Annotated in this window: 18 protein-coding genes, 1 pseudogene and 1 riboswitch; of the genes and pseudogenes, 4 read left to right on the plus strand and 15 right to left on the minus strand. The window is 40.0% G+C overall.

What is annotated here, in order from left to right:
• Positions 1-449: 449 nt before the first annotated feature.
• Genes MKZ11_RS20950 through MKZ11_RS20960 form a run of 3 tightly spaced genes read right to left on the minus strand, consistent with a single transcriptional unit; the run spans position 450 to position 3,309 of the window.
• Positions 450-1,523, minus strand: coding sequence for a S26 family signal peptidase (locus MKZ11_RS20950; RefSeq protein ID WP_340796286.1), 1,074 nt, complete (start codon positions 1,521-1,523; stop codon positions 450-452).
• Positions 1,520-2,023 (minus strand): sigma-70 family RNA polymerase sigma factor, encoded by a 504-nt coding sequence (locus tag MKZ11_RS20955; RefSeq protein WP_340796287.1) that lies wholly within the window; start codon positions 2,021-2,023, stop codon positions 1,520-1,522. The genes MKZ11_RS20950 and MKZ11_RS20955 overlap by 4 nt, the downstream gene beginning before the upstream one ends.
• 20 nt (positions 2,024-2,043) lie before the next feature.
• The gene (locus MKZ11_RS20960) at positions 2,044-3,309 is read right to left on the minus strand and encodes a polysaccharide deacetylase family protein (RefSeq protein WP_340796288.1); all 1,266 of its coding nucleotides are present in this window, start codon (positions 3,307-3,309) and stop codon (positions 2,044-2,046) included.
• 330 nt (positions 3,310-3,639) lie between these two features.
• Positions 3,640-3,817: riboswitch (Lysine riboswitch) on the plus strand.
• A gap of 363 nt (positions 3,818-4,180) precedes the next feature.
• Between MKZ11_RS20960 and dapA the strand changes: the two genes are divergently transcribed.
• On the plus strand, positions 4,181-5,065 hold the full coding sequence (gene dapA / locus MKZ11_RS20965) for a 4-hydroxy-tetrahydrodipicolinate synthase (RefSeq protein ID WP_340797074.1): 885 nt from the start codon (positions 4,181-4,183) through the stop codon (positions 5,063-5,065).
• Between the two features lie 119 nt (positions 5,066-5,184).
• On the opposite strand, the gene MKZ11_RS20970 is transcribed toward dapA, so the two are convergent.
• The 3 genes from MKZ11_RS20970 to MKZ11_RS20980 form a co-directional block, all read right to left on the minus strand.
• The gene (locus MKZ11_RS20970; RefSeq protein ID WP_340796289.1) at positions 5,185-6,300 is read right to left on the minus strand and encodes an S-layer homology domain-containing protein; all 1,116 of its coding nucleotides are present in this window, start codon (positions 6,298-6,300) and stop codon (positions 5,185-5,187) included.
• Between the two features lie 232 nt (positions 6,301-6,532).
• Positions 6,533-6,946 carry a universal stress protein gene (locus MKZ11_RS20975; protein WP_340796290.1) on the minus strand — a complete coding sequence of 138 codons (414 nt, stop codon included), beginning with the start codon at positions 6,944-6,946 and terminating at the stop codon, positions 6,533-6,535.
• 13 nt (positions 6,947-6,959) lie between these two features.
• Positions 6,960-8,369: a SulP family inorganic anion transporter gene (locus MKZ11_RS20980; RefSeq protein ID WP_340796291.1), complete on the minus strand. Its 1,410-nt coding sequence runs from the start codon at positions 8,367-8,369 to the stop codon at positions 6,960-6,962.
• 119 nt (positions 8,370-8,488) lie between these two features.
• Between MKZ11_RS20980 and MKZ11_RS20985 the strand changes: the two genes are divergently transcribed.
• Entirely contained in the window at positions 8,489-9,052 is a 564-nt protein-coding gene (locus MKZ11_RS20985; RefSeq protein WP_340796292.1) for a recombinase family protein, read from the plus strand.
• Positions 9,053-9,317: 265 nt separating this feature from the next.
• On the opposite strand, the gene MKZ11_RS20990 is transcribed toward MKZ11_RS20985, so the two are convergent.
• From MKZ11_RS20990 to MKZ11_RS21005, 4 genes are all read right to left on the minus strand, one after another.
• On the minus strand, positions 9,318-9,395 hold the full coding sequence (locus MKZ11_RS20990) for a hypothetical protein (RefSeq protein WP_340797075.1): 78 nt from the start codon (positions 9,393-9,395) through the stop codon (positions 9,318-9,320).
• Between the two features lie 221 nt (positions 9,396-9,616).
• Complete coding sequence (locus MKZ11_RS20995) at positions 9,617-10,231, minus strand: hypothetical protein (protein ID WP_340796293.1); 615 nt, start codon at positions 10,229-10,231, stop codon at positions 9,617-9,619.
• A gap of 56 nt (positions 10,232-10,287) precedes the next feature.
• Positions 10,288-10,548 carry a hypothetical protein gene (locus tag MKZ11_RS21000; RefSeq protein WP_340796294.1) on the minus strand — a complete coding sequence of 87 codons (261 nt, stop codon included), beginning with the start codon at positions 10,546-10,548 and terminating at the stop codon, positions 10,288-10,290.
• A 968-nt stretch (positions 10,549-11,516) separates the two neighbouring features.
• A complete protein-coding gene (locus tag MKZ11_RS21005) occupies positions 11,517-12,365 on the minus strand; it encodes a pyridoxamine kinase (RefSeq protein ID WP_340797076.1) in 849 nt (282 codons plus the stop codon).
• A 226-nt stretch (positions 12,366-12,591) separates the two neighbouring features.
• Between MKZ11_RS21005 and MKZ11_RS21010 the strand changes: the two genes are divergently transcribed.
• Together MKZ11_RS21010 and MKZ11_RS21015 are read left to right on the plus strand one after the other, a co-directional pair.
• Positions 12,592-13,143 carry an ECF transporter S component gene (locus MKZ11_RS21010; protein ID WP_340796295.1) on the plus strand — a complete coding sequence of 184 codons (552 nt, stop codon included), beginning with the start codon at positions 12,592-12,594 and terminating at the stop codon, positions 13,141-13,143.
• A 379-nt stretch (positions 13,144-13,522) separates the two neighbouring features.
• Positions 13,523-13,807, plus strand: coding sequence for a hypothetical protein (locus tag MKZ11_RS21015; protein ID WP_340796296.1), 285 nt, complete (start codon positions 13,523-13,525; stop codon positions 13,805-13,807).
• Between the two features lie 45 nt (positions 13,808-13,852).
• Here MKZ11_RS21015 and MKZ11_RS21020 read toward each other — a convergent pair whose 3' ends face one another.
• From MKZ11_RS21020 to MKZ11_RS21040, 5 genes and pseudogenes are all read right to left on the minus strand, one after another.
• Positions 13,853-14,224, minus strand: a complete 372-nt coding sequence (locus tag MKZ11_RS21020; protein ID WP_340796297.1) for a YrhA family protein — start codon at positions 14,222-14,224, stop codon at positions 13,853-13,855.
• A gap of 402 nt (positions 14,225-14,626) precedes the next feature.
• Positions 14,627-18,109 (minus strand): right-handed parallel beta-helix repeat-containing protein, encoded by a 3,483-nt coding sequence (locus MKZ11_RS21025; RefSeq protein ID WP_340796298.1) that lies wholly within the window; start codon positions 18,107-18,109, stop codon positions 14,627-14,629.
• A gap of 613 nt (positions 18,110-18,722) precedes the next feature.
• A pseudogene (locus MKZ11_RS21030) lies at positions 18,723-18,893 on the minus strand (LexA family protein); the annotation flags it as partial.
• Between the two features lie 165 nt (positions 18,894-19,058).
• Entirely contained in the window at positions 19,059-20,366 is a 1,308-nt protein-coding gene (locus MKZ11_RS21035; RefSeq protein ID WP_340796299.1) for a sensor histidine kinase, read from the minus strand.
• 281 nt (positions 20,367-20,647) lie between these two features.
• Positions 20,648-21,769, minus strand: coding sequence for a DUF4145 domain-containing protein (locus tag MKZ11_RS21040; RefSeq protein WP_340796300.1), 1,122 nt, complete (start codon positions 21,767-21,769; stop codon positions 20,648-20,650).
• Between the last annotated feature and the right edge of the window lie 170 nt (positions 21,770-21,939).

Consider the following 21,939-nt stretch of genomic DNA (forward strand, 5'->3'; position numbering starts at 1 on the left):
TATGACAACATCTTGAATGCCTTCGCTATGTTTATATGGTAGTTCATTAATTCATTCCATAAAAAAAAAACCCTACTTCCGCTTTGGTCAAATTACTACAAAATAATCAGTGGAAGGATTTTCCTAATAGATGCTTTACGTCTTTTGTATATTCTAATTGCAAATAAAAACGCTCCCAAACAATGTCCATTGATTAGTCTATTTCAGGTACTTCTGCTTTTTTGGGTTAAATCCAATCAGCGAACGGTGCAAGAAACGATCCTTACCAACGGGCACCTTTGTTCAATACCGTTGAGTGGATGGAAAACCAGGTTGGTGTCTCTATATAGTGAGCGGTTGGTTGACGGCTACTTCTTCTGGACAGCTAACAACCTGGTTTCCCGTAAATGATTGAATGAATTATCTTGAATTGCGTCTAAATTTGGCATCCCCCCTTTCTTCACTCCATACTATTCCTGAATGACCCAACGCTCTGAGCCTGCATCCCGGTTCATAGTAAACGCCTGCTCCGCTACTCCTTCTCGCCCATATTGGTAGCGGATTTCAACCTCATTCTCAGAAACAGGAGCCACTTTTCGATAAGATGACTCTAAAAACAGTTCACCCAACCGGCTAATTTGTGTAAACGCAGGTATTTCCGGCAAATTGTCGAACCCCAACAGATCGTCATATAAATACAAATCAAAATATTGCTCCGGTGTATATTCACCAGTAAGCTGTCCGGATAAATAATCCATATAAATTGAATGGGTACGCTCTTCCGTTGCTACGCCTACAACTTGCCCATAAATTTTATGCACAGGGGTAATCGTTGCCCCTTGCACTGTTTTACTTGCCGGGAAATGGTTCAATAATAAATATTCCCGCGCATTCAACAGCTGGTCGTAACCCCCTGCAATCGTGACTCCCTGTTTTTCATAACGATCCATAATTTCAGATGGCAATGGTTTGCCGTTTACCTTCAGCTGGCCGTTTTTCAGCACGACACGATCTCCCGGGACCGCAATCACCTCGTAATAGGCATCCATATATGTCGGTAAATGGCTTGTCGTATTTGTCATCGTGCGTACTATGTCGCCCGCCTCATAGACAACCTCATCGAATAAATTCGCTTTGCGCTCAATGACCGTATGCATTGCTTCCGAATTCCCTTTTAATGAAAACGTTTCTTTATCCACATAATACAGACCATCGACTTGATCAAAATGCGGAAGTGCCGCAAATTCCTCATAATCAACGGCTGACAGTTGTTTCTTCTTCTGCAGTGCCGAGATTTGCGCCAAATCATCCAGTGGATCATATGGATTACCAGGCCCCTTATCTGAAGAAAGATAATTTGTAGGGTCAATTGTGAGAATAAGAAGCAGTGCTACTACAGGAAGCGCCACCGTGACAAACAGCACTTGCCAAGAAAACTTTTTTGACGGTGACCATAAACGTTCATGCACACGCTGCTTTATCCGTTTTTCCTGCTTCGATGTATCGCCCATCATTTGATCAAGCTTACGTTTAAAATCGCTCAATTGCTCGTTACCTCCCCGTCCTCATCCTCAAAAAATTCCTTTAGCTGCTGCTTTCCCCTTCGCAGCCGTGTTTTCACTGTATTTTCGTTCAGCTGTAGATAGTTAGCTATTTCCGCTATAGATTGTTCATCATAATAAAATAATATTAAAGGCTCTCGGTATTTTAACGGAAGCTGGAAAAGATTTTTTTCAAGTGTAGCCAGCCGCTCTTTCTCCAACACTACTTCTTCCGCGCCCTTTGTAGAAACAAAAATTGTATCGAACAGCACATCTTTTTTATGCTTCCACGAGCGCAAATAATCTTTTGCACGATTGGCTGTTATTTTCGTCAAATATGTCTTCAAGGATGCCTCATTGCGAAACTGGTCACTCTTTTGGAAGTACGTAACAAATACTTCTTGTACAATATCCTCCGCAGTCGACCAATTCTTCACATATAAATAAGCGATGCGCACTAAATAACGCGAATGCTCATCGATTATTTGATCAATAGTACTCATTTACGAACCCTCGCCCTCTTCTACGGCCACGTCATGTCCCCCTCCACATACGCAACAAATTGCTCAAATGACTTTTTCTCTGTTATTCCGTATCGGCATACTTCATAATTTGAAGTCTTCCGATTTGCATACCCCTCGGTTGTCGTAAAGCCGATTAACAACCCTGCCTCTTTAGCCGCCGCGATGAAATCTTCATTATAATGCCCATACGGATAGGCTAATGAGACGGCTTCCGGCACTTGTTCTATATTTTGCTGTAAATCCAAAAGAATTTCTTCTTTTGAATGATCTAACGCCACCCCTACACCCGAATCCTCATTAAGTGAATGCAATTCATATGTATGTGCTTCGAACTGGAAAACATCCACCAGCTCTTCTAAATCCGCAGCGGTAAAAAACTGTAGCGGGCCTTCCGCACCAAATAGTTGGGCTCCCTGTGCCCGACCCGTACGTGAGGAAATAATGTGCTGAAGCGCACTTAACTCGTATTGCTTTAAAATGGGATATGCATATTCCTTCGTCGATAATAATCCGTCATCGAATGTAATGAGCACTGCTTTGCTCGGTACAACAAGGCGCCCTTCCAAATAATCATACAGCTGATGTGCCGTCAGCGTCTCGAAATGATGATCCGCCAAGTACCCCATCTGCTGCTCAAACGCTTCCAAGGAAATCGTACTATCCATCGTTCTCATCGACTCGCGAGGTAAAACCTGATGATATACAAGCACCGGTAGACCCGCATCCAATGAAACAGACTGCTTAGAAATATATCCCGGCCGCTCTCCTATTGTAAGGATATACCAATCCTCTTCCTCCCGAACAACCGGATAGCGATAGCCTTCTTCCAACTCCAGTATAACGCTGCTCTGCAAGTCAGCATCCTCGTAAACCGCGGTTTTTTGTAGCGTATGAACAGCAGCCAACCGCTCCGTATGTACAAGTGTCGAAAGCTTCTTTTTTTCAACCGTCGCCTTCCCCTTACGGACAAAGGCAGCCATATTTCCCAATCGAAGCTCATAATACGCCTCATCCTCACCTATGATAGCAACGGGCTGATCCGCCTCCAAATCGCCAATCTGCGTCAAGTTCGCCCCTTTCATATAAATCGGCTGACGCTCCTGCGATGTCAACACCCGCTCAAATACCCGCTTTGTGACAAACCGATCCCCTTCCTGCGCGAACACTCTTCCTTGCGATTCAACCAAAATCCATATCGCACCAACACTTATTATAAATACAATCAAGCACACAAGTAACAGCTTATTGCTGGAAATTTTCCTCATACCTTTACCTCCACTGTCTATTAAGCAACGTACAGACGGAGATTTTCAGTAAAAGTTTCAAAAGTTTTTTAAAAAGTTTTGGAGGATGGGAGAATTTATGCTGAAGTGGGCAACTTCACGCAAAGAAGAGGAACCTTCATATGACAATACCTCATTTGATTCCGCGTCTATATTTCTTGCTAAATAAGTCCGGTTGCCATTTGTGCCTGCAAGTATAAAACGACGTCCGTTTAGTTGGAAACGAACGTTATTTTCTTTTTCGACTTGCAATTGTACCGAATTCCGTGTAAAGTGAAAACAATTAAACATTTACTTATTTCAAAATCTTGAAGTAAGGATAGAGGCGCAAAGACCATCAGTACACAATCAGAGGATAATGAGGTCCTATGAAGACTGTGGAAAGGGGGATTTGCCGAAGTGGAGAGATGCTCATTTTCTCAAAGCTGGTTCTGGGTTGAATAAGCACAGAATTGTCATATAGGAGACTATATGGAGGGCTATCTTATGCAAAGAAATAATCTATTATTTCACTGCAACAGCGACCCCTCGTTGTTGCTTTTTGCGTTCATTTATCTTGGATCGGCAAAGAACGCCGATTCAAGTTAAAGCCTCCGGCAAATGTCACGAATTTTCGAGGGAAGTAAAGGATGGCAGACTAAGTTCGCGACGGAAAGTGCCTTAATTTCTGCAAAGAACGCAGAAATACGGTAAATAGAACCTTTCGCTGTTCGATTCGCAACGACTGCATGACCTACATCGTGTAGGCCTCCCGCTCGAAAAAATCCGGACGCAATCACGCCGAGGCGAGATTGATAAATTGCCCTTCTCCCTCTATTGTATCTACCAAATATGAATAGGATGTGGAGAAATGATGAATTTCGGACAAGTTGTAACAGCTATGGTGACTCCTTTTAATGAGCACGGGGATATTGATTTTGAAGCGACAAGGAACTTAATTGAGCATTTAATAGCCAACGGAACAGATAGTCTAGTCGTGTCAGGCACAACCGGAGAATCTCCGACGTTAACGAATACGGAAAAGGTACAATTGTTCAAGTTTGTGGTAAAAGTCGTCAATGGAAGAGTGCCCGTAATTGCCGGAACGGGCTCAAACAATACAAGAGAATCTGTTGAACTGACAATGTTAGCAGAAGATGTCGGTGTTGATGGCGTTATGCTCGTCGTTCCATATTATAATAAGCCGTGCCAAGAAGGGATGTTCCAACACTTTCAAACAATTGCGGCAGCCACTTCTTTACCAGTCATGTTATACAATGTGCCAGGACGAACGTTGGTCAATATTGCTGTCGATACAGTCGTACGCCTTGCTGCAATTCCTAATATCGTCGCGGTTAAAGAAGCGAGTGGAAATTTAGATGCAATAGCTGAAATTATTGAACAGACACCGACAGGATTTTCCTTGTACAGCGGCGACGATGGCTTAACAATCCCCGTCTTATCAATTGGTGGTGTTGGCGTTGTTTCCGTCGCATCTCATATTGTAGGCAATGAAATGCAAACAATGATCCAAAATTTCAAAATGGGCAACGTCAAAGAAGCGGCGTCAGATCACCGTAAACTGTTGCCACTGATGAATGCACTTTTTGCCGCTCCGAATCCGTCACCATTAAAAGCGGCATTGAACCTAAGAGGAATTCAAGTCGGCAGTGTTCGTTTGCCGATGATTCCCTTGAACGACGAACAGCTACATTCACTACAGCGTACGTTGTCAATCTATGATGATGTGAAAGTCTGAAAAGAAACGGTGCCAGGTTCCAACACAATTCTAAATTGTGTTGGAACCTGGCACCTTTCACAATAAAACACATAAAAGACCAGGCACCCGTTTGAATTGGTGCCTAGCGCTTGATAGTGTTAACCCGCTTTATACCACTGCAACCGATGCCGTTGTAATCCCTCTTCTCCATAGATGGTGTTCACAAAATGTTCTTCAGCTCTTTGGGTCCTGATATGAATAGAAGAATGGTCTTCACAAATATCACAATTCCCGTATTCCGGGTCTCCAATGCGTCTCAATTCAAAATAGTCATCTTTAACTTGAGAAAAGTCACCATCCAACCATTTATTCAAAATGCCTTCTAGTTCAGACCCCTTCGGAGCAAATCTTTTTAAATAGAGGATGTTTTCCTTAGCCATTTGTCCGGATGCATGGCCTGCGGAGTAGCTATTCACTTCCGCCCATCCATTCTCTAACACGTCCGTAATGAGATAATCGGATGGATGACTCGTCACTTTTTGCGCAAGCATTCGTAGCATCGTATTGGCCATCGTGCCGGAATTTCTCTCCAGCTCTTGCGCAGAAATGCCCGCAAACTGCCCGAGGATCCGTTGTGCTGGTGCCGCTGGATCGATGGGATCGTCCATATGCAACAATCGATGTAGAAATACGGCATAATGCGCTCTTGTAATGGGTTTGTCCGGATTATAGAACCCAAAATCCCCTGTTGTTATCCCATTCGAATATAACGCTCGGATATACTTGTTTGCCGGATGGTCTTTCGGCACGTCCATGAAATCCAGTTCCACTTTCACTTTCAGATCATATGCGATCGTTAGTACCTTTGCCATTTCTGCGCGGTTAATCGGTTTATTCGGGTAGAAGTTGCCCTTCGAATCAGGTTCAAAAATACCGGCTTGCTGTAATTTCTTCACGTCATTGAAAAAGGCATTCTTCGTGGATACGTCCTTGAACGGAACGAAATGCTTTGTTGCTGGCAATTTTGTCGCACGGTTGACGAGGGCTGCCGCATGTTTTCTTGTGATGACCTCATTCGGCCTAAATTCCCCATTTTCGTAACCACTGATAATATGCCGGTCCCGCATTTCATGGATGATCTCATAATACGGGCTGTTCTTGGATATGTCCTTAAACGGCCCCTTCACTACCGCTTCTGCCTGCATTGGTAAAACGATGGCAGAAATAGCAACAGCTGCCGCCATGATTGCGATAAACATTCTGCACTTCTTCATTTAACTTCCTCCTATTTCTACTTCCACTGTCAGTTAAGCAACGTACAGACGAAGATTTCCAGAAAAAGTTTCAAACGTATTTTTAAAAGTTTTGGAAGGTGGGAGAATTTATGCTGAAGCGGGCGACTGCACGCAAAGAAGAGGATACTTCATAGGTTAATCCCTCATTTTGATGCATAGGCACTAAATTTAAGTCATCACTTCATATAGTATTGGGTGGGAAAGAAAGCTTTTATTTAACAATTGTAATCGGACAATCCACATGCTTCATTACTTTATGACTAACGCTACCGAGTACCATTTCTTGAAAAGTATTTAAGCCGCGGCTCCCGATGACAAGTTGGTCAATTTCTTCAGAATTCACATACTTTATTATTTCTTGACTCGGATTTCCTTTTAACGTGATAAGCTTCGTCTTTACTCCTGCGTCTTTTGCTATTTTTAAAACAGGATGCACTTTTTGCTCTCGTTTTAATGTTAAGCTCTCTGGACTTTGCGATAACAGTCGCTCATCTTTCGCCTTATCATAATCCGATACATAAATAACTTCTAAATGCGTCTCGGATAGGTATTGGACAAGCGTAATAGCATATTTTGCTGCACGTAAAGCGTTTTCTGACCCATCAATGGCTACAGCAATCCTCATATAGATTCCTCCCTTAGGTTAATCGTTTGTACAATTGTTCACTTGAGGAATTCAACCCTTGAATCTGTACCTTCACATCTTTTTGCTCGAGCTTCTGTTTCACTTTAACTATTGCACCTACCGCAGATTCATCCCACAGCTGACTATTTTCAAAATTAATGACGATTTCATTTTCTGAAACGTTATCGAATGACTGAATAAATTTTGTAGTTGAGGCAAAAAACAAAGGACCTTTTACTTGATACCCATCTAAATCATGCGTCACTGTCACACGCGAAATTTTTGCAACAAAGAATAGCGCACTTAATATAACACCACTAACAACACCAATCGCTAAATTATGTGTATATAAAATAATCGCAACTGTAATGAGCATAACAAGTGATTCCGATTTAGGCGCTTGTTTCAGAAACTTAAACGAACCCCAATTAAATGTTGTAATACTAACCATAATCATCACCCCGACAAGAACGGGCATTGGAATTTTGATAACTACATCACCTAAAACAATAATTAAAAACATTAGAAATACACCCGCGGTCAATGTCGATAAGCGTCCTCGTCCACCTGATTTAATATTGATGATTGATTGACCAATCAAAGCACAACCGGCCATCCCACCGAAAAAACCAGTAATAAAGTTGGCGATCCCTTGGCCACGTGCTTCTTTATTTTTATTACTCGACGTATCAGTCAGATCATCCAATACTTGGGAAGTAAGTAGTGATTCCAATAAACCAACAATCGATAAAGCCAAAGAATAAGGGAATATGATTTTTAACGTTTCAAAGTTAAGTGGAATATCTGGAAGGAAAAAAACCGGTAATGAATTTGGCATTGTTCCAAGATCACCTATTGTCTGTAACTTCACACCACTTATGAGTGCAATACAAGTCATAACGACAATCGCAACAAGAGGTGCAGGAATAGCCGTGAAAAATCGTGGAACCGCGTACACTAAAATTAATGTAACAATCGCAAATAGATAGGTCATACTGTTTGACCCCAGTAAATAAGGCATTTGCGTAATGAAAATCATAATCCCTAGTGCATTCACAAATCCAAGCATGACGGAGTTTGGGATGAAGCGCATTAAATTCGCAACACCAAATCCTCCGAGTATTAATTGAATAATTCCTGTTAAAATTGTGGCTGCAAGGACATATTGTAGACCATGATCCGCCATTAAGCTGACGAGCACTAAAGCCATCGCACCTGTCGCAGCTGAAATTAAACCAGGTCGCCCACCTACAAATGAAATAATGACCGCAATTGTAAACGAAGCATATAACGCGACACGTGGGTCTACACCCACAATGAACGCAAAAGCCAATGCTTCAGGAATGAGTGCCAGTCCTACAACAATACCCGCTAAAATATCCGCACGCACATTCCCAAACCATTGTTGTTTTAAAGTATACATACTGTTCCCCTTTCATGAAGTCTAAAATTATAAAAAAGCTTATGCCAATGTTAGAATGTTAATATCATATCATTTTTATTCCCATAAGGTAATACTTTTGGGAAGTTAGGAGCGAAAAAATGAAATACGGATATATACGTCCGATAGTCTTGGATCAACATTGCGCCCACCAATTAAATGCACTTTTCATTGATACATTATTTAAAGAAACACATGGACTTGCCAGGAAAAGAACAGAGCTTGAACACTTATTAATGGCGCTCAAAAAAGATGATGAACTATTCGTCCAAAATATTGTAGTATTAGCTGATTCCCTGCAGCAGCTTTTAGATATTTTACGACTAGCAGAACGAGATCAAATCGCTATTCACTTCCTCGATGAACAATTAACCAATCAAACAATACAAAAAGCTTCACTACTTCAAAGTGCTGCTTTTTTTGCGGATTTACAATCTAAATTTCTAAGCCAATCTTCTACATTTACGCTACAAGCTGCTAAACAGCAAGGTAAATCGATTGGTCGTCCACGAAAACCAGATGATAATTTACAGTTGGCTTTTGCAATGTATGACAGTAAGACCTATACGTTATATGACATAAAAGAAGCGACTGGAATTAGTAAATCCACTTTATATCGTTATTTGGATGATCGCTCTACATTGATATCCGATGGGAAAGAGTAGTAGTATTAAAGCAAAAGTAGCTAGCAATAATAGTACAATTTAAAGGGGTACCTTTTAAGTTATATAGATAGTAGATCACTAGCGTCGCATAAATATCGCATAAAGGTAATCGAAGAAATTTCCAATTAGCCTTCTTACAAGTTATTTTATCTTAATGCGACGCTAGTGAAATCACCAATAATTGAGGGACTGCTGAGACATTATAAATCCCTCTTCCGATGGAAACAGTGGAACCGATGAAATGAGCTTTAATCTGTTCATCTTGTTAGACAGGCAAGACGTCTTCCCAAAGCTGTTGGCACTGTGTGATCGTCCAACCATATTTTCTTTGATAGATCGGAATAAGGAATTGTTTACTTCTTTATAGGAACTTTAGTAAATTCGTTTCATTAGCTTTCACTTTTTCTCCTTTTTGTATGGAATGGTAAAGGGCATCTATATGGCGAACTATTATGGTTGTTTATACTTCAATAAATTTACTAGTGAAAGGTACCAGGTTACAATAGCAATCTATCAATTTTAATAATCGCCCACACCCACCACCGAACGCTTAACCAGTGTTGTTCACTCTACGGTTATCACAAACTCAAATGGAGTTGCTTTTGATCCAAAAGGCGCTTTTTCTTTTTTGAACAGAAACGTCACCATCGAAAGGTCATCAGGTAAAGATGGGGATACAATGTATGAATACGCCATATGCCCACCAGAACCTCCCCCTCCATCACTTCGACACGTATAGTCCGTCCCTTTTTGTTCCTCTACTGACAGCTCAAAAAAGTCATGCTGGACAAACTCTCCTTGGATATCTTCAGACGCCTCTCGATCTATCGTGAGAGACACCACACTCGCATTGGCATATTGCCTCACGAATGTCACCATACAAAACAAATCATCTTTTTCAAATGATCGTAAAACGGGAATGTTTTTTAGAAATTCTTTTGGTTCAACAACAGGTCCATACAAATCTTCTGTAAACAAATGCCCGAAAAGAACGTTTAAAAATGCCTCATCAAACTGATATTCTTTCGCCCATGTCGATATACGTTCATTTGCCGGAAAACCAGGATTATTATTCGACATCTCTTTTCGTTGTTTCACCAACGCACATAGTTGTTCATCAATCGTTTCAATTCGTTCATCATAATGCTCTGTCGGTCGTTCAAACCCCATTCGCCTCATTTTCACCATCTCCTTTATAAAAAAATAAAGTCATTACTGAAAACTCTTACTATCTATTATATACGAGGTGTGTAATTACCATATAATACAATACGCAACAAATTTGTTAAGATGGAAGTATAAAATGAAAAACCTTCGTCAGTACCCAATCGGCATTCATCCATCGTTTTGCCGTCTCTCGGAACATGTCGCGGTGATGCGTGTGTATTTCTAAGAAGTGGAAGGTACCAGGTTATAAACCAATTCAGAGTTGTTTTATAACCTGGTACCCGAATTCCAGCTTCTCGCTTGTTCCAAAAGCTTTCAAAATTCGTCACTTTGAACAATGTGGAAGGGCGTAAATACTGTTGCCAACGAGGAGCCTATAGCCATACTTTCACTTTCGTATCAATTACTTTTTTTGCAATCCACCACTGTGTGCCTTTCACGTAAACACATTGTCGCCTTTGAATATGCTTTAAATTGCTTGTTTGCTTTGTCATTGAAATAATCAATAACAGAAACTACGTCGAGATTGTTCTCGACTAGTTCTTTTTTAATTCTTTTATTCTCTTTGGTTATTGCTAAGGGCACTTTGCCTTCTGTAAAAGGGGCAACTTGCACTTCCTCTTGGGTAGGATGTGGTATTGACAGACCAAAATGGAAATTCTACGTTTTTTCACTCTTCATATGTTTTGCAAACCCACTTATGCCCATCCCGAGTAATGTCGAGATGAGCGATCAAAATGGAATTATTGGAGTAAAATTAAATTGCCACATTCAATCCAACTTGTATTGCAAGTGATGGTAGCGCTTGAAACGGCGACTCTTTTATTAATAAATTCATCAAACATCCCCCATTTCGAATAAATCACAAAAAGAATTCCACCTACTTGGCAGCGTTTTGAAGGCAGCACAACTTCTTTTGCCTAGACGAAAAATCCTTATCGCTCTTTATATAGACAACATTCTCGAAAAAGGATACAAAATGGTGCTATTTATTTTTCATTAGGTTGAAAATGAAGTGCATGATGTAAACCAAAAAGAAGTCTACGGCTACACCGGAAGATTGGGAGAGATAAAAAAAACGGATAGAAGAAGTTTCGTGGGAAAATAGAAATAGCAAAAAGGAATCTAACCGTTCAATCGTGCACGAGCAGATTCCTTTTTGGTAAATACATAATAAATTAACGTAAAAAGACCTAAACGTCTGCAAACGTCCAATTTTTAGTCATTACATACTATTTTTATTTAGATAAAAAATCTAAATTTACGCTTGATTTGTTAATAGGTAACTGTCAACCAACTAAAGCAACATGCGCAAAAATTGTTCGTAATTCACGCCTGCCTCGCGCGGAACTTGCTCCTTTGACGTAGCTTCAATCGCGGCGGCTAAAAATGCCTCCGCAAGCTTCATGGACTCCACTAAATCCTGTCCCCGCATCATACCACCCATAATGACTGATGCAAACAAATCACCCGTTCCCGAATAGCTCTCGCCGTTATAATCCCGGATACGATAATAGGAATGATTTGCATCGACATACATATTGCCTATATAGCGTTTGTTCGCATCTGCTGACGGCGGATTCAACCCAGTAATTATGACGTTCGCCCCTGTTACATGCTGTAACTGATGGCCCGCCTCCTCTAGCACCTTAATATAATCTGAATCATTTCGATAGCTCTGTAGCTTCTCATACGACACCCCTGTAAGCAAGCAACACTCTGTAATATTTGGCGTAACAATGTCTGCGCACTTCACTAAATCCTTCATACGATCAAGCAACTCGCCAGTAAACATTTTATATACCTCGCCCGAATCGCCCATTACAGGATCGACAAGTAGCTTCGTTTCACTAGAATGAAACACCTGTAAAAACTGAAATATCTTATCAATTTGCTCTTTTCCTGTCACAAAGCCTGTATGAATGCCATCAAAGGTTGCACCAAGTTTTCTCCATTCCTCTACAAAACAGTCCATTTTTGACGTTAAATCCTCACAATAAAAGCTTGGATACCCAGTCTGCGCGGTTAAAATTGCAGTTGGCAATGGCACTGCCTGAACACCCATCACTGAAAGCACAGGTATTACAGCGGTTAAAGAGCATTTCCCAAAGGATGACATATCCTGAATTACAGCAACTTTTTTAATCCTATTCGCCACCTAACTAATCCTACTTGTACTCTCTTCATCGTATCATAATAAGGCAGAGGCGAAAATGCACCAATTAATATAGGTTGAAATGAAATATTATTTTACAGACAAAACAATCTGACCCTCTAAATTTTAATGAAAGTGACACTTTTACAATGGTCAGTCCTTTGCTAAAGTAAAAGTAATCAAAAAAATCAACTTTAGTGAGGGAGATCAAGTTCAGATGCAAAATATACAAAATCAATCCTATAACAATACGCGAACGAAAACATTTGATTTAGTCTTAACAGCGATTTTAGCAACGCTTGTTTTAGTTTCAACATTGTTTATTAATATTAAACTCCCGATCGGACAAGGCGGCCTGATCCATTTAGGGACATCCATGCTTTTCATCTCGGCAATTTTATTCGGCCCTAAAAAAGGGGCACTCGCCGGAGCAATCGGGATGGGCTTATTCGATGTCTTAGGTGGCTGGTTAATTTGGGCGCCCATTACAATCGTTGCCCGCGCATTACAAGGTTTCATCGTTGGAAAAATTGCTTGGTCGATGGGGCATCGGGGCGACAACCTTGGATTTAACATTTTAGCGGCAATTGTGTCTATGCCTGTGATGTTGGCGGTCTACTATGTTGGCCAAGGTTTCATGTACAATAACTGGGTAGCGCCATTGGCATCCATTCCAGGGGACATCATTCAAAATGTAGTCGGTTTATTCATCGCGATTCCTGTCTGTATCGTGCTGAAAAAAACACCGTACTTTCGAAGGAATTTTTAACTTAATTCAGCGGAAGCCCCTCCTCTTTTATAAGTGGCCGGATGAATGCCAAACATGCATTTCAATTTAGTCTGGGCGCAATCACAAGGATAAGTTAGATCAATACAGAAAGAAGCCAACCAAAAAGCTAAGATGGTTGACTTCTTCTTTTAATTTATGCAATTGTAGTGTGATTTCTGATTGTAAAACTTTTATATTTATTCGGTTAAAAATAGAACTCATTAAGAGTCCTTTTCGAAGTCCGTAATAAAGGCTTTTACAATGATTCCGTCGTTCATCGGTTCTAAATCAAGTTCAGGGGAAACGCCAAAACCCCCTACTTTTTTAAAATATGCTCAATTTATCAGTATGGGAATTTTTAAGGGTATTTCGTCTCTATATGTTTAATTCAAACAGCCAACTTTTAACTACCTGTAAACGTCGGTTAAAGAAAAGCAAAGGAAGGCAAAGCTTACCGGATTCCAAACCGACAGAAATCCGTTTTGGAGAAGATTTCGCGATTGTAAGCCCGATTACTGAAGATCATTTTTTAAGTAAAAACTCTAATGAAAAAAAAAGAAAACAATTCGTCATTTACGGACGTGTTTCCTTTTTTGGTTTTATAGATGGTATAATCGATTTTTTCACTATTTATGAATGCTATGCAACGCTAGTGGGTACCTGAAATTTAATCAAGGCTTTAAAAAGTCGCCTGATGATATACTATGTTTTACAAAACACTCTTCATTGCTTCATTGATCATTTCATCAAAACTGTTAAATTTATCCACTATATCCCCACTCGGCTTGTCGAGTTCAAGGAATACATTATTTTCTATATCTAGGCAATACCAAGAAATACTTGAATCTCCAAAAAACAAATAATTACTATCCCATTCATTATCTCGCCAAATTTCATTCGCTCCAATAAAACCATTATTTTCATCATCAGAATTCGCATTGTAGATAACTAATTCATTAAATTCTAGCCCATTTACTTTTTTCAACAAATTTCCGTATTCACTTATCCATAGATTTTCACTTATATTTCTTGAAATCCACTCTTTTATGGTTTGAATATTTTCATCGCTTACAGGAAACATAATTGACTCCCATCTAGTTTTTTGAGTCTTTCAATATCAGCCAGTAATTCTAAAATCATGTTCTCACCTCTATTTTTTAGTTGTTGGATATATAAATCCTTCTGGGTGTGGCCATTTAATATTGATTGAATCTCCAACTTCCATGCCTTTAGTTAATTCCTTTTGTGAATTGGTAAGAACTTTATGATATGTATCATTAAGTCTTGTTCATTTCACTATTTTAATAACAAAAGTTACAAAGACAGAAGGCAAAGACTCTACTAATTGGTACAACGAACAATTCACGCAATTGAATAAAAAACCAAAGAAGATTAGATATTATAGTAAATACCTAATCCACGCCTTATAAATATGTAATTGTAGTTAATCGTCGGAATAGTATCATATGTACATGAAATTAATTCAACTCTCCAACAAAACTAAATCATCCTCCGTAATTTCTTTTTCGAGTGCAATCCTATTTTGTTTATTGCTCGCCACAGCCATTCGATAATCGACTTTACGCGTCATTTCTTTCGCTATTTTTTTAGCAAGACCGGCATTTCCAAAATGACTATCTCTACGCGCATAAATTTCTTCATAGTGACGAACTAATGCACGCTTTGCTTCATCTGTTATGCTGTACCCTTTACTATAGAGGTCGGTAATCTCCATTAATTCCTTTGGTGTATAATCTTCAAAATGGAGCGTTAGTCCGAAACGTCGACGGAGTCCGGGGTTGCTGTCTAAGAAATGATTCATTTCTTTTTCGTACCCAGCGGCAATTAATAGGAACTCGCCTTGTCGATCGGACATTTTTTTCAGCAACACGTCCACTGCTTTTTTCCCGAAGTCATTCTCTCCACCACTCGCAAGTGTGTACGCTTCATCAATAAACAACGCACTACCCATCGCTCGTTCAATCAGCCCGGCTGTCAGCTTCTCCGTTTCACCAATATGACTACCGACTAAATCGCTGCGATCTACTTCAATCAGATCGCCTCGTTCTAATAATCCAAGCGCTTGATAAATACCAGCGAGCACACGACCGACCTCGGTTTTACCTGTCCCTGGTTTACCAATCAACAGCGTGTGGTTCATCAATTTCTCTGTAGAATGATTTTCTCGTTTGTAGTATCTCATTAATTCAATCATTTTATCTATTTCAGCCTTCACAGAATCAAGGCCGATAAACTGATGGAGTTCTGCACGTTTATGGGCGAGTAGTACTTCATCGATTGGTACTTCGTACGTCTTCGCTCCACGCTCTTGTACCGCTTGTACAACGTCTTGTTCTTCAAACGTCGTCAATACCTTTTCCGTCCACTCTTCACGCGGAAGTTTCGCAATTCTCATCGACTGAGCAAGCCCGATTTGATCGTATAGTATACGTGCCATTCGAGCGTTACTAAATGTTTCATCGCGCATACGATAACGTTCCACGAACTCCTCATAAACTGCTTGTTTAGCAGCAGGAGTAAGCACATAGCTTCCTTCACACTGGCTTAAGAAGATTTGAAGCAACTCATCTGGTGTATAGTCTTGAAAGTGAATCTTTTCAGTAAAACGATCTTTCAATCCCGGATTAGACGCTAGGAAACGGGTCATTTCTTCGGTATAGCCTGCCGCGATGACAATGAATTCACCGCGAGAATTTTCCATTGCAGGAAGCAACGTTTCAATTACTTTTTTTCCGAAATCATTACTAGAATTGCCCCCTGCTGCAAGCGTATACGCTTCGTCTATAAAGAGGACGCCACCCATCGCTTCCTTAATAATTACTTTCGTTCGTTCTTCTGATTCACCAACATGCGTTCCAACGAGATCTTCTCGCTTCACTTCAGTTACGTGGCCTGTCTTTAATAAACCTAGTTCCTTAAAAATCTTTCCTATAAGCCGAGCGACTGTCGTTTTACCAGTACCCGGATTACCTTGAAAGACCATATGAGGCGCTACCATCGGATTAGCTTTCATTCCACGCTCTAATTTGAATTGATTAATGTCGCTTACGTTTTTAAACTCCTGGATTTTGTTTTTCACATCTTCCAGTCCAATAAACCCGTTCAAACCATTCATGAAAACATCCATCTGATCAGTAGGTGATGAATCTACAGTAGAGGAATGTCCAGCACTGCCGCCTAATTTACTAGTGATTGGTGGAACCTGCAAGTCCGTATCGGTGAGCACAGGAACACTGTCATCAAAGCGGACTAAATCTCCTGCTTGGTTGTTCTCAACAGAACAGTCGTTAAGAACCGGAACCGAACGCTCGAGTCTCAGTCCAGCCTTCTTTCCTTTCATCACTTGCACCCCAGTGAATACAGCATCCGAACAATCTTGCAAGATGATTTGATCATCTTGATGACCATGTACTCGAGTTACCGTCACTTCAGTACGCTCCACCTGACTCAAGACGATTCCTGACGATTTACCGTCATAGATTTCACACTCCGTTATAAAGACTTCTGCAGATTCCGTTGCTCTTATTTGTGGCCTTTTATGATTGAACAAAATTGACCGTTCTACTGAAATAACTACTTCAGGACCTGCAAGTATGCCGTTCTTATCGCCACTCGATATTTTACAATCGGTAATTTCTGCTTTAGCCGCAGCACTGAGTAAAACGTTGGATCCCTTATGACCGAAGATGATGCAATTGGCCGCCGTCAACTCGGATTCTTTCACAACTATCCCTGCGCTATCCCCACTCTTTACTGCGGTATTCGACAGAATTACTTCCGATTGTTCAGAAGCAAAAATCTGTACACCACTATGATGGCTAATAAGAGAATCCGAAATAGTCACTTGACTACTTGTCACGTAAATTCCTTTATTGTTTCCACTCTCAATTTCACAACCCAGAATCGTGAACACGCTTTGAGTAAACACAGAGAGTTGCGTCATCTGATTGTACTTCACTTCAGATTCGGTGAGAGTACACGTGGAATTTCCGGACACAATTCCTCTAGACTCACCGGAAAGGATCTGTGTTTTTGTAATCGAGAGTTTGCTTTGTTCGTTACAGGAAATTTGATCTCCTTTTTGGTTTTTAAACTGTGAGTCGGATAGCTCAACTGATGAGCCACTGACGTTCATTCCTTCAGCCTCACCATTTTCAAACGTACTTGCCTCGACTTCGATATGGGATCCATTCGTAAATGCTACATGCTCCAAAGTTTGGTTTTTAAAGACACAATTTTTCAGGACACCCTTAGATTGATCACAATAGATTCCTTGGACATGTCCAAAATAAAAATTCGTACTTTCTACGTCCATAGAACTGTCTTGTTCCAAACGAAGTTGAACCCCGCGATTTCCGATGAATGAACTTTTCGTGATTGTTGCTCGACTCGTTTCATACAAGCAAAGGCCTTCTTCTTGCCCACTTAAAATTCCGGAATTCGTTACCGCGACTTCTCCTCCCGCGCGCACACTAATTTGTGCAGACTTGATCGTGTCTTCTACTATGCATTCGAACAAAGCCAAACGCCCTAATACCTCAATCCCTTGTATGTTTTTTTGAAAGATCGAATGCTCTGCGGATACTTTTGCAGCTGCATCAACTCGCATTGCAACTCCTTGAATCTCATAGAAAAGACAGTGGTGAAGAGTTACATCTCCTGATTCGATATGTAAACCATAGTCCACTGGACCAGTGCCTCCACCAATACTGATCGATTCGATACGCACTTCTTCCGTTGTCGCGATACGAACACTTCCTGTTAGACGAACTGAGCTCGCTTCACCTTCTGAACTTCGAAGAACGAGCAGCTTATCGATTGTTACATGTTCATAATAAACACCTTCATCAACTTCCACTGTATCTCCTGGTAGAGCTGCCTCTACTGCAACCTGAATGGTTTTGTAGTTGGATCCTTCACGCTGAGACACTTGAATAATTGCCACGTATCTTCCCACTTTCTATTAGTAAATTCAATTGATTTCTATACTTTGTATTTTTCTAAACACAAATATACGAATGAGTTCTATCCTCAGTTAAGTATACTAGTAAGCCTAGGGGCAGAGTAAAGAACTGCTTGATTTGAGCACCATTTCCACTAATTGACGATCGGATTCGGCATTCCCAATATTCTACGATGAAAGCACCCGGGGTTAAAAGAATCGTGCACGGTCGAAAGAACCGCAGTCGTGAATGAGTGGTGTATGCCTGTGCACGAAACTTTCATGTTTGTTTCAACAATCAGATTTGCTCCATGGAAGGAACAAATTTGAATTGTGTGGTTCACAGACAGCCATCACTGTGGCAGAGATGGTACTAGATTTTGTCCGAAGTGGTATTATTTTTTGTCCCAAATGGTACTCATGCTTGTCTTTATACAGGACTTGCATCCTATAGACTACGTCCATGCTCGGCGCACAAAGAAAAACCCCCTCAACCATAAAGGTAAAGGGGGTTTTTTCGATAATCTAAATGGAAATGTCCACTTTTCGTTTAGATATGATATCGGCTCTAAGTAATCATACGTGTTTTCACGACAATTATCAAGTATATATAATACTATTGGATATGACGATATACACCAACAACTTTATCCAGGATTGTTACTTGATCAACGATAATTGGTTCCATAGATGAATTTTCAGGTTGCAAACGGAAGTATGATGTCTCTTTAAAGAAACGTTTAACAGTAGCTTCATCATCTTCTGTCATGGCAACTTTTATTTCTCCGAAACTGTGTGGTTACAGGCAGCCTGTGACCATGACAAACAATTCACATTATAAATTTATAATACAAATAGAGAAGTAAAACCGTATAGGTATTGATTTACTTTGTATTATTAATGAAAAAACTCCCCACAACTAGTAGTAGGGAGTTTACACTCTCAGTCAAATTTACTTTAGAGGGATTTCCACAATGGCTATAGTCTCTAATTCATTTATTGAGTCAATTGAGAATTTCCCATTATATCTATTCACAACTTCCTTCACAATAAATAAACCTTGCCCTCTAATCTTTCCTTGTTCTGCTTTTTTTGTTGAATATCCTTGTTTAAAAATATGTTCATGATCAATAATTTCAGGCCCAGTATTCGTAATCATAAATACATAATGCGTAACATTCGTTTTACAGCTAATCGTTATTTCACGTTCATCTTTAGGTAATGCAATTGTTGCCTCAATTGCATTATCAATTAAATTTGACAGTATTATAATTAAATCTGTTGTTTTTATTTTATCGAATGCATCATGAGAAACCGTAAGATTCATATCAATATGATTGTTTTGTGCAGCCAGTTTTTTTGTTTGCAATAGGATTGAAAGACCAGGATGATCTATATTTAACTTTAGGGATTCTATCGCCAGAACTTCTTTTGACAAAGATGATACGTATTGCTGAGCCTGCTTAGATTCCCCTAGTTGAAGTAGTCCATGTAAAACCTGAATATGATTGGTGAAATCATGTCTTAAAGAAGAAATGGAAGTGATTAACGTTTTAAGTTCAGCTTGGTATGTATCTTCTGTATACCCGACTTCCTTTGCCACTTCTTTTTGATACCATCTTTGCAATAATAAGAAGGATCCAATTACGACCAAAATAAAGACACCATTAAAGATGAAGAGAAGGATATTATTTTTCAATACTGTCCTTTTAATATCATTAAGTGTATCAACACTAATATCGATACCTAAGTATCCCATGACCTTTCCTACTTCATCCTTTATCGGTACTCCAACAGAAAGATAAGAGCCATGATCGGGATCCTCAATTACATTTGTAGCATATGTATTTCCTTCAAAGGCTCTTTTGACCTGCTTTTCGGGTACTGTACAAATCACTCCAATGCTATAGCTATCGTCTAATTCCTTCGGTAATCCGCCTATCATTATGTTCGATACTTTTGGATTATCGATTTTTAATGTATACACAACTAATGCACCCAGTTTTTCTCTTGCATCAACTAAGTAGTTTGTTAATTCCCAATAATATTCGTTTTTCACGGGATTCTTCAAAAAATTCTGATACGTTTCTTTATCTATCGCAGACGCAATGGATTCTGCTGCTACAAGACTTTGATTGGCCATTGACTCTTCAACCGTCTTTTTCATCTTCACGAATGAGGTAAAGACATTTAAACTTGTAAACAACAATAACAAGACAGTAGATAAGACTAAAATTAGTTTTATTTTACGATTTTTCATACAGACTTGTACTTCCTTATCTTTTTTAATTAAAAATTTGGGTAAACACATTGATTATCCGAATTTCATATAAAATATTCTTTTGCCTATGAAAATAAGAATTCTCTTTTCAACTACAGCATCATACTATCATACTTTATTTAAGATCATTCGCAAGAAATATATAAAGCTCTTCTTTCTCGTTACTCCCTCAAGCTTTGGGTGCCAATATCTCGCAATTGATTAAATAAATATTCTAAACCTATTTCAGATCCTACGCGACAAACAGGCATGATTAATCCTTATACGTTTACTTCCATTCCTTGCTTCCCCTTCAACTGCTCAAATACCTTCTCCACTGTCCCAACCCCAACATGCTCATACTTCGCCAAGATCACAAGCTCATTCGGTAATTGCCCAACCGTTTCAATCTGGTCCTCCTTCAATTGTTTAAGAAGACTTGGGCTTCCTGTGAATTCATCGACTGTGAATGGAATCATGGCCAGTTCTTCTGTTACAACAATATAGTCGGCTTTGTAGAAGAAAAATAGTTCACCTGGTCGATCCAGTAGTAATTGTCTACGAACTTTCTCTTCTTCGATAAACGTTTTTAATTCCCCAAAGAGGTTTTCGTCATTTTTTTCGGTATAGCGTTTGACGTGCTTGTGCAAGCCTTCGAGGTCGTTTGGAAGTTCGCTCATGATGCGTGCTTGTTGCTCTGCTCCGAGACGAATGAGGAACGTTTCGGATTTGTCGAAGCGCTGCGGCAACAGGAAAGCATCGCGCAGGAAGTATGGGATGTCGAGTGTTTGCCCTTTGTATGTCAGTGTTCGGATTGTTGTAAAGCCTGGTTGTTCTGTAACGGACGGGATCATCACAGGTATGGTGGCAGGTTCTTTTTGACCGGGATCTATTGGCTCGGTATTTAGTGCTTGTCTTAGCATTTCCTCAAGCACTTTCAACCGCCCCTCTAGCTCGCTGATGGCGTACGTCTTTTCTTGTGGTGATGGATCCACATATTCCGGTACGATAAGGTCAACAGGTCCGTATACTTCGACGTACCATTTGACGATTGTGTAGATGGCTTCCCATGAAAGGAGCGCTTCAGAATAGCGGAATCTACGGGTATCATGTGCCGCTTTGTTGCCGATTTGGCGAACGTGGTGAAGCGCGTCACGGATATCGGGTGTTAAATAACCATTGTCATTTAGCAGATCGAGTCGTTCTTTAAGGTTTGTCCATTGTTCATTAGGTAGTTTTTCTGCCAGAATGACTTGTTGCAATATATTTTCAACGAACGCTCTCGCGTGGGTAAGCATTGTACGAGGACTAGAGAAGATACTGTTTTCAAGTTCACGTGCGACAAATGCAAGTTCTTTAGAGAGCGGTTCAAGAAATTGATAGAAGTAGGTTTGATTGTTCATACAGCATGTCCCCCGATAATCGTAAATTGTCTATATGGTACTATTTTATCACATTAGGAACCCCAACAAAACAAAACCAAAGCCTTTAGTAATAAATTTGGCTGATGAAAAAATAATATTTCACTTTATTATCGATCATTAAATAATTCTCCGCCAACATCGTTCCTAAC

Origin of the sequence: Sporosarcina sp. FSL K6-1508 (genome assembly GCF_038007465.1) — a bacterium.
GTDB lineage: Bacteria > Bacillota > Bacilli > Bacillales_A > Planococcaceae > Sporosarcina > Sporosarcina psychrophila_B.